Raw genomic sequence first — 16,177 nt, forward strand, 5'->3', positions numbered from 1 at the left:
ATAAGTAACAAATCTCATGAAGTAACCCTTTCTAAATAACGCTAACTTCTTTTCACTTGTATCACTTCTTCGATTTTCAATATCATTAGAAGTGGAATAAGCATAAGAAAATCACAATGATTTCTTCAAAACAATGTATGCCCATTTTGTTCTTGTTATGATTATATGCATGAAAAAAAGCAACAGAAATACCGTTGCTTTACACACGCTCTAACATACGATTTAATGCAAGAACCGCTTCTTCAGTCACTTGTTTATCTACGCTAATAACGTTAATTTCTTCTCCTCTTTCTACCGTTTCAAGCACCCATAATAAGTGCGGCAGATCAATTCGATTCATCGTTAAACACGGACACATAAATGGATTAAGTGAAACAATCTCTTTATCTGGATGTTGCTGAATAATTCGGTTCACTAAATTCATCTCTGTACCAATTGCCCATTTACTTCCAGGTGGCGCTGCTTCAATCATATCAATAATATATTTCGTTGATCCTGCGTAATCCGAAGCATCAACGACCTCATAGCAACATTCTGGATGTACAATAATATTCATATCCGGATGATTTTTCCGTACGTTCTCAATGTTTTTCACTGTAAAGTTTTGATGAACCGAACAATGCCCTTTCCATAAAATCACTTGAATTTCTTCTATATCTCCATCGTACTCTAATGAATCTGTATGTGGGTCCCATACTGCCATTTTATCTAATGGGATACCTAAATCGTAAGCTGTATTTCTTCCTAAATGTTGATCCGGTAAAAAGACAAGACGCTCTTTTTGTGTAAACGCCCAAGACACCATTTGTTTTGCATTAGAAGAAGTTACTGTTGCTCCGCCATTACGACCACAAAACGCTTTAATTGCAGCTGTAGAGTTAACATATGTTAACGGAATCATCGTATCTCCAAATAATTTTGCGAGCTCTTTCCATGCCCTTTCTGTTTGTTCAATATCTGCCATATCTGCCATCGAACAACCTGCACGCATATCTGGCAAAATAACGATTTGATCATCTGTCGTTAACATATCTGCTGTTTCTGCCATAAAGTGTACACCGCAAAATACAATATATTTCGCTTCTTTATTGCTCGCTGCAACTTGTGCAAGCTGAAGTGAATCTCCTGCTGCATCAGAAAATTGTACCACTTCATCTTTTTGGTAATGATGTCCTGGAATAAATAGTGTTTTCCCCATTTTTTCTTTAATTTCACGAACACGCTTTTCCATTTCTTCTGTTGTCATCGTGTAATAACGCTCTGGTAACATCGTTTCAATCGGTTGCACTTTTTCTAAAATACGCATATTCCTTTCTCCCCCTCTAAGCCACTTTCCTTACGCCTCAATATTGAAACTAATATCAAGTGCTTTCACTGAATGTGTTAACGCTCCAAGTGAAATATAATCGACCCCTGTTTTTCCATATTTCGATAAATCTTCAATTGTAATGCCTCCTGATGCTTCCGTAACGATGGCACTTGGTACAATCTTTGAAAACTCCCGGATCTCATCTGGCGTACGGTTATCAAACATAATAATATCTGCACCAGCAGCTACAGCCTCTCTCACTTGCTCCTCCGTTTCTGTTTCCACTTCTACTTTCACCATATGTCCTAATTTTTCTTTCACCGATGTAACAGCTTTCGTAATAGAACCAGCAAAAGTAATATGATTGTCTTTAATCATGACACCGTCATATAAACCGAAACGGTGATTAAATCCGCCTCCGCACACGACTGCATACTTATCAAACATGCGTAGCCCTGGCATCGTTTTTCGCGTATCGCAAATACGTGTATGGCCGCTATCTAAAGCAAGAACAGCTTTATGTGTCATCGTAGCTATCCCGCTCATACGCTGGATAACGTTTAATATAACGCGCTCTGCCGTCAATAACGAAGCAATTGGTCCTTGCGCAGTTGCTATTATTTCGCCCTTTTCTACAAGATCTCCATCTTTTTTATGAAGCTCCACTTCAATTTTTTCATCAATTAATTTAAATCCTTCTTCAATTACTAAACGCCCCGCAAAGACACCTGTATCCTTCGCAAGAAACGTTCCTTTTGAAAGTAAATTGTCTGGAAAAATAAGCTGAGATGTTACATCTCTTTCTCCTATATCTTCTAGAAAAAATCGATTTAATGCTTCTTTCACTTTTATCGTGTTCATAGAGCCCCTCTTCCCTTCATCACACAAGTTGTAGTTTTCTTTTCACTCGAACGATCTCTTTTTTTACGCTATTTCTATCTGGATAGTCACTTCGATAATGGCCACCAATACTTTCTTCTCTTTGCAAAGCTGACACGACTATAAGCTCACAGGCTGTTAACATATTAATAAGCGTTATCTCTTCATTTGTAAGAGCATCATGTTGTAATATCATATTTCGAACACCGTACTTACTAAGCCATCTCTTTGCATAAGATAAACTTTTCTCTGTTCGCACAATCCCAACATATTTCATCATGCATTCTTGTATTTCTTCTTTCGCCGGCAAATGATTCAGAACGATAAACTTCTTTTCCTTCCCAGCCACGTTGTTCCAGCTTTCTTTTGTCGCTTTCGTTAAAATATGTTGTCCTATTCTTTTTCCAAACACAAGACCTTCTAATAATGAATTACTTGCTAATCTATTTGCTCCATGAACACCATTACAAGCTACTTCACCGACCGCATATAAATTTGGAATGGACGTCTCCCCATCACAGTTCGTTTTCACGCCGCCCATATGAAAATGAGCACCGGGTACGACTGGAATGCGTTTTTCATTTATATCGACACCATTCTTTTCACACAATGATGATACAGTCGGAAAACGTCCTTCGAAATTTTGAATAGACTCGATATTCAAATACACTTGTTCACCCGCCAAAAGCTGCTCATGAATCGCTCTTGCTACTACATCACGTGGTGCGAGATCGTGATCAGGGTGTATATTCATCATAAAACGCTGCCCTTTTCCATTCATAAGGACAGCTCCTTCACCACGGACAGCTTCAGAGACGAGGCCGCAGCATCGCCCGTTCGCGTATAACATTGTTGGATGAAACTGTACAAACTCTAAATCTACGAGCTCCCCGCCTGCGCGGTACACCATCGCAAGTCCATCACCCGTAATTGTCTTATCGTTAGAAGTAAAGGCGTATAAACCGCCAATCCCACCTGTTGCTAACACCGTATAATCTGCAACGTAACGCTTCAACTTCCCTTCACTAGTTCTTGTTAAAACTCCAACACATTTATCATTTTCTATAATAAAATCGAGCACCATTTCCTGTTCCACTACCGTAACGTGCGGAGCTACTTCTTGAATGAAATGCTCTAATAAATTCTTTCCTGTTGCATCGCCACCTGCATGTAAAATACGACGCTTTCGATGTGCGCCTTCTTTTCCAAGATGAGGACCCGTTTCATCTCCATCAAATTTCATTCCATTTTCAATGAGATTATTCATTTCTTTCGGTCCTTCCTCGACTAAATAACGGACCACATCTTCATTGTTATAATGACATCCTGCTACTAACGTATCTTCAAAATGATCATTTGGATTGTCATATGTTGCAACTGCTGCGGCAATTCCACCTTGCGCTAAATATGTATTATTATTACGATTTGTTTCCTTTGTGATAATAATCACATTCTTTTCGTGACAAATCTCTTTCGCAACACGAAGTGCCGCAACGCCACTTCCAATAATTAAGACATCTGCACTTGGCATAATTGTTGCCTCCTACTTTACACTTTTCAACTGTCTTGACACCTATATTTACATAGTTTTAAAATAATGACAAGAGTTTTTTTATAATTCTTATTTTCACTACCATTTAAAAAATACAAGAAATGTAACTCTTACTAGGGAGAGGAACTTACATGATGATATATCTTGACTATGCAGCTACTACACCTATGAGTGAAGAAGCATTACACACATATATGAAAGCAGCATCGCAATACTTCGGAAATGAACAAAGTTTACATGATATTGGAGGAACAGCCTCTTCTTTATTACAAGTTTGCCGAAAAACATTTGCTGAAATGATTGGCGGAAAGGAACAAGGGGTATTCTTCACAAGCGGTGGCTCGGAATCCAACTACCTTGCGATTCAATCCCTTCTCAATGCTCGAAATAAAAAGCACATTATTACAACACCTATGGAACATGCATCCATTCGAAGTTATTTTCAATCCTTACAATCAGAAGGGTATACAATTACTGAAATTCCTGTTGATGAAGGTGGGCTAATTCATTTAGATGATTTAGAAACAGCCATTACAGAAAATACTGTTCTAGCAAGCATACAGCATGGAAACTCTGAAATCGGAACCGTTCAAAACATCACAGAGATCGGGGCACTTTTAAAAAAATATAACGTTTTATTTCATTCAGATTGTGTACAAACATTTGGTAAACTTCCTATCAATGTTTTTGAGATGGGAATTGATAGTCTCTCTGTTTCAGCACATAAAATATACGGACCAAAGGGTGTTGGCGCTTGCTATATAAATCCCCAAGTTCGCTGGGCACAAATATTTCCAGGAACTTCTCATGAAAAAGGATTTCGCCCAGGTACAGTAAACGTTCCTGGCATCGCATCTTTTTTAACAGCTGCTGAGAATATATTAAAAAATCAACAAGAAGAGAGCTTACGTTTTAAAGAGTTACGATCCTACTTTTTAAGACATTTACAAGCGCTTCCTCTAGAAATTCAAGTAGAAGGTCATTCTACTTCTTGTTTACCACATATTGTTGGGGTTACAATAAAAGGAATAGAAGGTCAATATACAATGCTAGAATGTAATCGCCATGGTATTGCCATCTCCACTGGAAGTGCTTGCCAAGTCGGTAAACAAGAACCTTCGAAAACAATGCTTGCAATTGGAAAAACGTATGAAGAGGCAAAACAATATGTTCGCTTCTCTTTCGGACAACAAACAACGAAAGATCAAATTGATACTACTATTCATGCACTACACACAATTGGAAATCAATTTTATAGAGGTGTTAAATCATAATGAAACAAAATGAACAAAAAAAGATTTTAGGTGAAGAAAGACGACAACTTATCCTTCAGTGGCTTCTCGCTGCAAACGAACCGTTATCTGGGAATGAACTATCGAAAAAGACAAATGTAAGTAGACAAGTTATCGTGCAAGATATTTCCTTGCTTAAAGCACGAAACGAACCAATTATTGCGACTGCTCAAGGGTATTTATATTTAAAACCACAAGAGAAACAACAAGCTTTCGAACGCGTAATTGTATGCCAACATAAACCAGCGGAAGTACGTCAAGAACTTACAATGCTTGTTGACCACGGTGTTACGATTAAAGATGTAAAAGTTGAGCATCCTGTATACGGTGACTTAACAGCGTCCATCATGGTAAGTAATCGCTTTGATGTAGAGCAATATTTACAAAAAATTGAAAACACGAATGCTTCCTATCTTTCGCAACTAACAGATGGTATTCACTTACATACAATTGAGGCAGATTCGAAAGAGAAATTAGACGCTGCTTGCGAGGCACTAGATAAAGCAGGATTTCTCGTTTATTAATTCATGTAAAGCACAGAGTTTTTATCATTCTCTGTGCTTTTTTAGTGATATAATATTGTAATCAATTGTAAAGGGGCTCAAACATGGGAATTGAACTCGTTCACTTTAGCATTGGCAAACCAAAACAAATGAAATATAGCGAAGATAAAGAAATAATTACTGGTATATGTAAAGAACTTGCAGAAGAAGCTTTTCTCTCAAAAGATGGATTTCGTGGTGATGATGTAGCGGATTTAAAACACCACGGGGGACCTGACCGCGCAGTTTGTGTGTACCCACACGAACATTACGCACTATGGGAAGAAGAATTTCAAACTACGCTTCCAGCTTCCACATTTGGCGAAAACATTACCGTAACAAATATGTTAGAGCGTGATGTTTGCATCGGAGATACATATCAACTAGGTGAAGCAATCATTCAAGTGACACAAGCGAGAGTACCTTGTAGCACAATTTCAAAACGCCTTGGTATTCCTGGCATACTGCCGCGCATTGTAGCAACTGGATTTACTGGTTACCTATGCCGTGTTCTTCAAGAAGGGAACGTACGTAAAGATTCAAAAATTACATTACTAGAACGTCAACCGAGCAATGTTTCTGTCTTGTTCTCTAACGAAATTTATTTTCATAATAGAAAAGATAAAGATGGCATCGAAAAGATTCTTGCTGTTCCAGAACTAGCCGATATTTGGCGTGGTCAGTTAGAGGATCGTCTTGCGAAGTTAAAATAAATAGAATCCCACCATTTATAGGTGGGATTCTATTTATCTATCACAAAATGTATTATCCGATGAAATTATACCAGCAATTAGAAGGGAAATATCGACAGTTCATCCACCTCTCTTACAACCAATAAGAATAATAACTCCCGAGCACAGTAACAGAAAAACCGAGCGCTTCAAGTTCCATCGTTACGCCTGGCAATAATACATCATCGTATGCTTTATCGACATCAATTAAGAAAAAGTAATTTCCTAGTCCTGTTTTCATCGGACGAGATTCGATTTTTGATAGATTTAATTTTCTCCATGCGAAAGCTGATAACACTTGATATAGTGCCCCTGCATAATCAGCAGGTAACGTTATCATAAGCGTCGTTTTCTCTCCGCGGTTTTCTCCGTTATTTGGGAGTATGGCTTTCTTTTTCTTATGGAGCACTAGGAAGCGTGTATGATTGTTTTTGTGCGTATGAATATCACGCCTTACAATTGTTAAACCGTATTTTTCTGCGGCCGCTTCATTTGCAATGGCAGCGATTTTTTCTTCAGGATGTTCTTTCACATATTGCGCAGCTGCACTTGTTGATGTCATATCTCGGACGGTTACCCCTTTTAATTCTTCATTTAAAAACTTATGACATTGTGCAATAGCGTGTGGATGAGAGTGCACTGCATATACTTCTTCCCAAACTTCTGCATACTGCGGATGTACAAGTAAATGTTGCTGAATTGGTACTGTAATTTCTCCTACAATAGAAAGTGGTTGCTCATGTACGAGGTAATCAACTGTTATATTCACTGAACCTTCTATCGCATTTTCTAGTGGTACCACTGCATAATCTACATTTCCATTTGCAGCTGCATCCATACAATCTGGAATCGTTCGATACGGTACATGCTCTGCTTCCGGAAAAAAACGACTCACCGCCATATTTGTAAATGTTGCTTCTGGTCCTAAATATCCTACTCGAATCATCGTCTTTTCCCCTCTTTTTCGTTTTCTTACTGTTATACCATACTTTTTTATATTCTTCTATGTAAATTTCGAATATTAAAAAAAGACTAGCATTCGCTAGTCTAAATGTTTCCTATATTCTCTTTGAGCGAAAAAGAAATAAACGATGCATGCAGCGATATAAAACAGAATAAACAAGCCTACTTTTCGTAATGAACCATCCATAAAGATCGTATTATGGAACGTATATAACGCAACTGCACTATGCATACTTCCTACTATAATTGGCGCAAAAAATAGCATACACAATTGCCAACGGGAAATTTTCCACACTTCTTCTTTCGTCATTCCAAGTTTAGAGAGTGCACCATACTGCTTTCGGTCCGATTCAATATTATGAAACCATTTAAAATATACGATACTACATGAAGTAAGAAAGAATAATATACTAATGAATGATCCTATAAATAGAGTAATATCACCGAACGATTTCATATTCACATATAACTCCATATTACTTCGAAATGCATTATCTTGTTTCATATGTTTCCGTAAAGCTCCATTTAATTCTTTCGTATTTTCGATATTTGGTAATGTATAGCCTCTATATATCATTTTTTCAGAATCAGGAACCTTATTTGCTATACTGTCAAAGTCTTCATCATTCATGACGAAGAACAGACCATTAATGTGCGAAGGGTGATAGTTAAGTTGCACCCCTTCCTTCTGACCGTTAAATACGAATGAATATGTTTGATTTATTACTTGTAGTTGGATTTCTTTTTGATCATATATATACGGATGATTGTATTTACTATAATAAACGAGTGTAACTGTACCTTTTTTAGGGTGATACGTTTTCTGTTTTTGTCTTCTTGCCTCTTGATTGTATTCACTTTCTTTAATGAGCGGCGCTACTTCTGTTTCTTCCTTATTGGATTGAAAAGATGCATACACTCCAACAAAACTCATAGATTGAAAGTCATCATACCCATATTGGTGCAATAATTGTTCAACCGTGCCTTCCGCAAAGACTTCGTGAGAAGAAGTACCTTTTTCTATGTAAGAAAATGAGTGCACGCCCCCGTCCCTCCACATATCTTGCATACCAGAAAAATATAAGAACACCGTACCTGTTGCCGTAACTACAAACGTCGTTGCCATTGACATTAGAAAGAAAAAACGACCATTTTCCTTCATTCGATGTGACAATTGATTCACTATAAATAAATACGGATATGTATACATAATCTTTTTATTTCGTTTTATCATTTCTAATATTTGAGCAGTGCCGTGTGTAAAAGAAAAATACGTTCCGAAAAAGACAAGTATAGACACAGGAAAAAAATAGAATGCTATCGTTGGTATAGTCGCTTGTAACGCTAACGCATATCCTATACCTAAGCAAATAAATCCGAATATACAAAGCCGCATTGATGTTTTCTTCTCTTTTCTATCCTTGCGAAATTCTTTTAATAACCGAATGATTTTTATATTCCATATACGCAAAGCACTTATAAAAGATAAGACAACAAATACGACCATATATACAATAAACGTTCCCCCGATTGCTCTCACGTCAAATATGACAGGGAGTTCTTTCGGAAGCCCCAGTAACATACTAAACACCATGAAGAAGAGCTTTAAAAAGATCATACCAAGCCCAATACCGAAAATATTAGCAAATACCCCGATCAATATTTGCTCGGTCATAATTACTCCTATTACGTTAGATTTCGTTGCTCCCATTAACATGTATAATCCTAATTCTTTCTTACGTGCCTCTATGAAAATAGAAGTAGAGTACAAAATAAATATGACAAAAAAAGAAATAATTATAACATTACATATGATAAGTCCCCAGCGTACGTTTTGATACCACATCGTCTCTTGCATATACGGATGTACAATGACAGACATGTATGCAAAAGACGCGAATATTGCAAAGCAACTACTTAAGAAAAACACTTTATAATTACGCCAATTTCCTTTTATATTTTGTAGCGCTAGTTGCCGAATGTTCATCTATCGTCCCCCTATAACTTACTACATAGGCAAAAAGCTAGAGGTTTCTCTAGCTTTGCACGTGTTTCAAATATCCTCTTTGTGCAATCATAAAGTAAATCGCAGAAGCTACAACGTACGTCCCAATTACAATCGCTCCTGATTTCCACAAATCGATATAAAGCATTTTCCCTAACGTATGAAGAGCAAATCCACTATGAATTGCACCGATTAAAATTGGGATAAAGAAGATAACGCCCATTTGTCGAATTGCAATTTTGCGAATTTCTTTATCTGTCATACCTATTCTCTTTAACGATTTAAATTGAATACGATCTTGTTCTTTATCGTTAAACCATTTAAAGTATGTCATACTACAAGCGAAGAAAAAGAACAGCACAGCTACGAAGAAACCGATAAACATCGTAATTGCTCCTGATTCTCTTATATCTTTATAAGCAAGCACTGAGTTGTTTAGTTCCATTTGCTTATCTGGTGCAATTTCATTTTTCAAATCTAACACAAGGTCTTCCGTACTTTTCCAGTCTTCTATATAATAACCGTAATATTTCGTCTTTTCTTCATCCTGTACAAGCTTTGCGTATTTCTCAAAATCTTGATCATTCACAATGAGATATTCACTATCATTAAAAACAGAAAATGGAGTTGGCTCATTTAATTGAACAGACTGCGTTTGGCCGTTCATTTTAAATTCATACGGTTTTGAACGATCTATCTTCATCATGTCGTTCGCTATATCCATTATGACCATCGTTGCACTACCTGGTGCATTATGAACTTCTCTAACTTGCTCTCTCTTTTGTTTACGTACTTCAGCGTTATATTCTTTTTCTGAAACAATCGCCATTGGCACTTCATGTTCACCGTTAAACATCGTGATTTTTTGACTTCCAGGAAGTTTTACGTACGTTACTTCTCGTGCATCTTCAAATCCGTGTTTTTTTATTAATTCTTTTGTTTTCCCTTCTTTTATGACATTATGCGTATTTATTCCCTTTTCCTCATACGAAATAGCATGCGGGGTACTAGTTGCTGCCTTATAACTCATATCCTCAAAAAATACGTACAGTGTACCAACTGCTGAAGATACAACCGCCGTAATAATAGAAATTACAAATAGAAAACGAGCGTTATCTTTCATTTTATAAATAAGATTGCTAAGTACGAACATATTTGGGTATGTATAAAAAGATTTTTTTCTTTTTTGCAATGCTTTTAATACGACTGTACTACCTTGTGTAAACAGTAAATAAGTTCCGCCTATCGTCAGCCCTACAATCGGTAAAAACAGAATGATAAAATTCATAAATGTCACTTGGAAGCTAAGTACATATGCAACAATAATACATCCTATACCAACTACACATAACGATGTAAATGCAAAAGGTTCTACTTTTTGTTTTCTTGCTTCTCTTAATAAATCAATAATTTGCAAGCGTCCTACTGTCCAAACACTAAACAATGATAGGATTAAAAATAGAATAAAGTATACACCTGCTGTAATAAGAATTGCTTTACTATTCCATACGAGTGGAAGTGTTTTATCTATTTTCAATATTACGCTTAATGCTTGGAAAAATAATTTCGAACAAAGCATACCAAGCCCAATACCTACTACAATTGCAATACTACCTAACATAAGCTGTTCTAATATAATCATTCGGCCAAGTTGAGATTTTGTTCCACCTATTAATGTTAATAGACCAAACTCTTTTTTTCTTGCTCGTAAAAATGTTGAATTTGCATATAAAATAAAGAGTGCTGAGAAGATGACTACAATATAATTCATCGATTCTAGCCCTTTTGAAATCATCTCTCTCATACTAATATTACCACTTACGACATCTGGATGATAAATAAAGGAAGCATACATGAAAAATACGACAATCGATAAACAGCTACTAATAAGGAAAGCTTTATAATTACGCCAATTTCCTTTTACGTTATTAAGCGCGAGCTGGCGAAAGTTCATGATATTCTCCTCCTAGCATCGCAAGTACGTCCAGAATTTCTTGGAAAAAGGCTTGTTTCGTTCTTCCTTTATGTATTTCTGAGAAAATTTCTCCGTCGCGAATGAAAAGAATACGTTCGCAATAACTCGCTGCTACTGGATCATGCGTTACCATTGCAATTGTCACTTTCTTTTGTTCATGTAAATCTTGCAATGCACTCATTAATGATTTTGCTGACTTCGAATCTAAGTTTCCAGTTGGCTCATCCGCTAAAATTAGCGTAGGTTCATGAATGATCGCTCTCGCTGCTGCTGCACGTTGTTGTTGTCCGCCTGACACTTCATATACTTTTTTATTTAAAATTTCTTCGATGTTTAAAAACTTTACAATCTCAAGCACTTTCGCATCGATTTCATTTACAGATTTCTTCGCCATTACAAGTGGTAAAATGATATTTTCTTTAATCGATAACGTATCAAGTAAGTTAAAATCCTGGAAGATGAATCCTAAATGTGTACGACGAAACTCCGCTAATTTTGCAGCACGCATTTGATTAATTTCTTCACCATTTACAAGCACATGACCTGAAGTTTGCCTATCAATTGTTGCTAATAAGTTTAAAAGCGTTGTTTTCCCGCTCCCTGAAGGCCCCATAATTCCTACAAATTCGCCTTCTTCTATTTTAAAATTTATATCGTTTAAAGCAGTCGTCGCTACTGAACCTTTTGATTGGTACACTTTTGTTAATCCTTTTACTTCAAGAACACTCATTTCTAGTCCCCCTATGTGTTTTCTTCTTACACTTACTATAAGAAAAATAAGAAAAAGAAACGAGTGATTTCCCTTACAAAACGTTTTGATATCTTACAGTTTTGTCATTTTTCTCATTAATGTATGATATTCTTCATCTTTTGCAAATTGGAACGTGAATGTTGTCCCTTCCCCTTCAGCCGATTGCACATACATTCCATGATGTAAATTATCGCAAATTTCCTTCGTAATATATAAACCCATTCCAGTCGCTTCTCTCGTTTTACGGCCATTTATTCCCGTAAAGAATGGATCAAATATACGTTTTACATCTTGCTCTGGAATACCAATTCCATTGTCCTTAATATGTAGTAACACCTTTTGATCTTTCTCTTCAATTTGAAATTGAATTTCCTTTTTCTCTGCTTCTGAAATTTTCGTATACTTAATTGCATTTACAACAATTTGCCCTATAGCAATACTGAGCCATTTTCTATCAGATGCAACCATACAGGTATCTTCATCAAACATTACTTTCGGAAATACCGACGATTGAATGAAAGATTTTCGATTTTCATTAATAATACCCCTGATGATATCTATCACATTTACTACTTCTACTTTATAATCTTTCGCAAACTGCTCTAACCTTGCCATATGTAACGCTAAATCTAAACCATTTAGTATACGATTATTTTCTTCACGAATACTTTCAACTGTTGCTCTTGCTTCACGATGCTCTTTACCAAACTTTTGCAATAGCAATTCTATAACCGATACTGGTGTTTTCATTTGATGAATCCATTGGTTCATAAATATCATTTGCTGTTGTTCTTTCGCATGTTGTTTATGAACTTCATTCATATATTGCTGTCTTAATAGCGTAAACGATTCAACAACCATCTCTTGCTCTGACGTATAAGAAGTATCAATAAGTAAAGAGTCGTGTAATGTATTTCCGCTAGCAACATATTTTTCGATTCTTTTTAAAAATACACTTCGTTTTCGATAATCGTAAATGAGGTATACAGTAAATACAACTGTCCCTAATAAAAGCCCATATAACCACGTACTCCAATCAATGGATCTTTTTTCTAAAAGACTTTGCAACTGCAAAACGAGCCCAAATAAACAAAGGCTAATAATATAAGAAAGTAGTAAAGAAAAACGGTCCATGAGGTAATTTTTAACCTTCATGCCCTTCGCCCCACTCTGTAAGAAGCGCATAACCATATCCGCGTTTCGTTACAATCGCATTTTGAATGCCTAGCTCCTCTAGTTTCTTCCTTACGCGTTTTACATTTACGGTTAATGTATTATCATCAACAAAAGCTACCTCGTCCCACAGGGCTTCTAACAGTTCTTCACGCGTTACATATTGATTTACTTGTTTCATTAAACATTCTAATAAGTAAAATTCATTTTTTGTCAGCTCCGTTTGTTGCCCCTGCCACTCAACAATGTGCTGGGACGGAAATAACAACAGTCCATTTACACCTAAACAATCACTCTCAGCAACAGAGGCATACTCACCATAGCCACGGCGAAGTGCACTTTTCACCTTAGCCATTACAATATCTAAATGGAATGGCTTCGTAATGTAATCATCTCCGCCATTCTCGATCGCCATTACTTGATCCATTTCCCCTGTTCTTGCAGAAACAAAAATAATCGGCGCATTCGATACAGTACGAATTTGACGACACCAATAAAAACCATCAAAATATGGTAAATTAATATCCAGTAATACGAGATGAGGATTTATTTTCACGAACTCATCTTTTATATGACGTAAATCACTTGCTCTAAATGATTGATAGCCATACCTTTCTAAATGCTCCTCTAATATTCCCGCTATTTTTTCATCGTCTTCTACAATTAATATTTTATACATGTTCGTTTTCTCCCCATAAAAAATTCTTCCAAAGCCACTCCTTGTTCTATTATAAATTGAAAATTTAATTAGTGGGTATTTTTTCCTATATGAATCAGACATTTACAATAAAAAAAAACTGCCATATTTCGGCAGTCTTAATCGATAAATTCAAATTGATATTCAAGAATTTTTACAATATCTCCGTCTACTGCACCACGTGCACGAAGGGCTTCATCAATACCCATTCCACGCATTTGACGAGCAAATCGGCGTACAGATTCATCACGTGAGAAGTCTGTCATTTTGAATGTTTTCTCAATATCATAACCAGAAATAACAAATGTGCCATCACTTTCGCGTGTAATTTCAAAATTAGATTCAGATTCAAATTTGTACATTACACTTGCTTCAGATTCTTCTACATCATCGTACATTGGGAATTCTGGTGTTGTTTCTAATAAGTTCGCTACTTCAAATAGTAAGTCACGAACACCTTGTTTCGTTACAGCTGAGATTGGGAAAATTTTCACTTCGTCTCCCAATTTTTCTTTAAATGCTTGTAAGTTTTCTTCTGCACCTGGCATATCCATTTTGTTTGCAACAACAACTTGTGGACGCTCAGTTAAACGCATATTGTATTCTTTTAGTTCACTATTGATTGTTACATAATCTTCATATGGCTCACGGCCTTCTAAACCAGACATATCGATAACGTGCACGATTACACGTGTACGCTCAATATGACGTAAGAATTGGTGTCCAAGTCCGACGCCGGCATGTGCACCTTCAATTAGTCCAGGAAGGTCAGCCATAACGAAGCTGCGGTTATCACCAGTTTCAACAACACCAAGATTCGGAACGATTGTTGTAAAGTGATACTCTGCAATTTTCGGACGCGCTGATGATACAACAGATAATAATGTAGATTTACCTACACTTGGGAATCCAACAAGTCCAACATCTGCTAGCACTTTAAGTTCTAGCGTGACATCACGTTCTTGACCTGGTTCACCGTTCTCAGCGATTTCTGGCGCTGGGTTCGTCGGTGTTGCGAAACGTGAGTTACCACGACCACCGCGGCCACCCTTTGCGATTACAGCTGTTTGTCCATGCGTTACTAAATCGGCAAGAATTTCACCTGTTTTTTCATCTTTTACTATTGTTCCCGGTGGAACCTTTACGATTAAATCTTCAGATTTACGACCATGCTGACCTTTACTCATTCCATGCTGACCACGATCAGCTTTGAAATGACGTTGGTAGCGGAAGTCCATTAATGTACGTAAGCCTTCCTCAACAACAAAAACAACATCTGCACCTTTACCACCGTCGCCACCTGCTGGGCCACCTTTAGGTACATACTTCTCACGACGATACGCAACCATTCCGTTACCACCGTCGCCGCCTTTTACATATATCTTGACCTGATCTACAAACATTATTTCACCACACTTTTTTCGATTGGTTGTAATATAACTGAGACTTCTTCGTCTCGTACTGTATAAGAAATGGAATACCATTTATTGTTTTGGTTCGCAAGCCAATTCTGTAGTTTTTCTACACTCGTTAGCTTACCACGAAAATCAAAAAAGAAACGAGCATTCTCCGCGTCACATTCAATTGTGATACAAACATAATTTTCAACATATACGTCTAAACTATGCTGAAGTATTGAGAAAAATTGATTCGTCCATATACATACAGTCTCATCTAAGTGAGATAAGTTATGTAATTTCCCTAATACTTCGTACTCCAATAAGCACGGCTGCTGTTTCCAATTATATGTTAAAATCCACTCTGAAAATAAAGGCATTGATAGCCCTATCAGATTGGATTCTTGTCTCGCTTCTTGGACAAAACGATCGATGAGACTATGAATCTCTTCCACTTTTCCAAGGGAAAGGTTTCCTTTCACCATCTGCATACGATTGAGCCAATCATGTCTTGAATGACGCAATGCATCTATAATTGTCCATTTTTCATTCATTTAGATACCCCTTAATATAGAAAAACTCTAACCTGCACTCAGGTTAGAGTTTTCCGTGAGTTCTTATGCTTCTTGAGCAACAGGATATACGCTCACTTGTTTGCGGTCACGGCCAAGACGCTCAAAGCGTACTACGCCGTCAACTTTCGCGTATAAAGTGTCATCGCCACCACGACCAACGTTAACACCTGGATAAATTTTTGTACCGCGTTGACGGTAAAGAATTGAACCACCTGAAACCGTTTGACCATCTGCGCGTTTAGCACCAAGACGTTTTGACTGAGAGTCACGACCGTTCTTTGTACTACCTACACCTTTCTTAGATGCGAAAAACTGAAGATCTAATCTTAACATACG

At 36.9% G+C, this 16,177-nt stretch carries 15 protein-coding genes; 3 read left to right on the top strand and 12 right to left on the bottom strand.

The genetic code is table 11. The annotated features are described in order from the left end of the window. Positions 1 to 199: 199 nt before the first annotated feature. From nadA to nadB, 3 genes are read right to left on the bottom strand one after another with little or no spacing between them, the layout of a single operon-like run. Positions 200 to 1,306: a quinolinate synthase NadA gene (nadA, locus tag ACU8YW_RS22085; protein ID WP_426934073.1), complete on the bottom strand. Its 1,107-nt coding sequence runs from the start codon at positions 1,304 to 1,306 to the stop codon at positions 200 to 202. Positions 1,307 to 1,336: 30 nt separating this feature from the next. Continuing rightward, the gene (nadC, locus tag ACU8YW_RS22090) at positions 1,337 to 2,170 is read right to left on the bottom strand and encodes a carboxylating nicotinate-nucleotide diphosphorylase (RefSeq protein WP_088064469.1); all 834 of its coding nucleotides are present in this window, start codon (positions 2,168 to 2,170) and stop codon (positions 1,337 to 1,339) included. 19 nt (positions 2,171 to 2,189) lie between these two features. Beyond that, a complete protein-coding gene (nadB, locus tag ACU8YW_RS22095; protein ID WP_088064470.1) occupies positions 2,190 to 3,719 on the bottom strand; it encodes an L-aspartate oxidase in 1,530 nt (509 codons plus the stop codon). Between the two features lie 152 nt (positions 3,720 to 3,871). Between nadB and ACU8YW_RS22100 the strand changes: the two genes are divergently transcribed. The 3 genes from ACU8YW_RS22100 to ACU8YW_RS22110 all read left to right on the top strand — a co-directional run bounded on the left by ACU8YW_RS22100 (position 3,872) and on the right by ACU8YW_RS22110 (position 6,287). Further along, positions 3,872 to 5,014: an IscS subfamily cysteine desulfurase gene (locus ACU8YW_RS22100; protein WP_088064471.1), complete on the top strand. Its 1,143-nt coding sequence runs from the start codon at positions 3,872 to 3,874 to the stop codon at positions 5,012 to 5,014. Next, complete coding sequence (locus tag ACU8YW_RS22105; protein ID WP_000812272.1) at positions 5,014 to 5,556, top strand: transcription repressor NadR; 543 nt, start codon at positions 5,014 to 5,016, stop codon at positions 5,554 to 5,556. Before ACU8YW_RS22100 ends, ACU8YW_RS22105 begins: the two co-directional genes overlap by 1 nt. An 83-nt stretch (positions 5,557 to 5,639) precedes the next feature. Next, a complete protein-coding gene (locus tag ACU8YW_RS22110) occupies positions 5,640 to 6,287 on the top strand; it encodes an MOSC domain-containing protein (protein WP_149213784.1) in 648 nt (215 codons plus the stop codon). Between the two features lie 112 nt (positions 6,288 to 6,399). On the opposite strand, the gene pheA is transcribed toward ACU8YW_RS22110, so the two are convergent. The 9 genes from pheA to rpmA all read right to left on the bottom strand — a co-directional run bounded on the left by pheA (position 6,400) and on the right by rpmA (position 16,174). Further along, a complete protein-coding gene (pheA, locus tag ACU8YW_RS22115; RefSeq protein ID WP_262720056.1) occupies positions 6,400 to 7,251 on the bottom strand; it encodes a prephenate dehydratase in 852 nt (283 codons plus the stop codon). 96 nt (positions 7,252 to 7,347) lie between these two features. Then, the gene (locus ACU8YW_RS22120; RefSeq protein WP_262720057.1) at positions 7,348 to 9,255 is read right to left on the bottom strand and encodes an ABC transporter permease; all 1,908 of its coding nucleotides are present in this window, start codon (positions 9,253 to 9,255) and stop codon (positions 7,348 to 7,350) included. Positions 9,256 to 9,304: 49 nt separating this feature from the next. Beyond that, positions 9,305 to 11,227 (bottom strand): ABC transporter permease, encoded by a 1,923-nt coding sequence (locus ACU8YW_RS22125; protein WP_097908216.1) that lies wholly within the window; start codon positions 11,225 to 11,227, stop codon positions 9,305 to 9,307. Continuing rightward, entirely contained in the window at positions 11,202 to 11,978 is a 777-nt protein-coding gene (locus tag ACU8YW_RS22130; RefSeq protein ID WP_426934076.1) for an ABC transporter ATP-binding protein, read from the bottom strand. Before ACU8YW_RS22130 ends, ACU8YW_RS22125 begins: the two co-directional genes overlap by 26 nt. Positions 11,979 to 12,071: 93 nt before the next feature. After that, positions 12,072 to 13,154 carry a HAMP domain-containing histidine kinase gene (locus ACU8YW_RS22135; protein WP_046956287.1) on the bottom strand — a complete coding sequence of 361 codons (1,083 nt, stop codon included), beginning with the start codon at positions 13,152 to 13,154 and terminating at the stop codon, positions 12,072 to 12,074. After that, a complete protein-coding gene (locus ACU8YW_RS22140) occupies positions 13,144 to 13,851 on the bottom strand; it encodes a response regulator transcription factor (protein ID WP_098135106.1) in 708 nt (235 codons plus the stop codon). The genes ACU8YW_RS22135 and ACU8YW_RS22140 overlap by 11 nt, the downstream gene beginning before the upstream one ends. Before the next feature lie 137 nt (positions 13,852 to 13,988). After that, a complete protein-coding gene (gene obgE, locus ACU8YW_RS22145) occupies positions 13,989 to 15,272 on the bottom strand; it encodes a GTPase ObgE (protein WP_000497119.1) in 1,284 nt (427 codons plus the stop codon). Next, positions 15,272 to 15,820 (bottom strand): sporulation initiation phosphotransferase B, encoded by a 549-nt coding sequence (locus tag ACU8YW_RS22150; protein ID WP_098135103.1) that lies wholly within the window; start codon positions 15,818 to 15,820, stop codon positions 15,272 to 15,274. Before ACU8YW_RS22150 ends, obgE begins: the two co-directional genes overlap by 1 nt. A 63-nt stretch (positions 15,821 to 15,883) precedes the next feature. Next, positions 15,884 to 16,174 (bottom strand): 50S ribosomal protein L27, encoded by a 291-nt coding sequence (gene rpmA, locus ACU8YW_RS22155; RefSeq protein WP_000944957.1) that lies wholly within the window; start codon positions 16,172 to 16,174, stop codon positions 15,884 to 15,886. Positions 16,175 to 16,177: the final 3 nt, after the last annotated feature.

Source organism: Bacillus pretiosus (genome assembly GCF_052947655.1).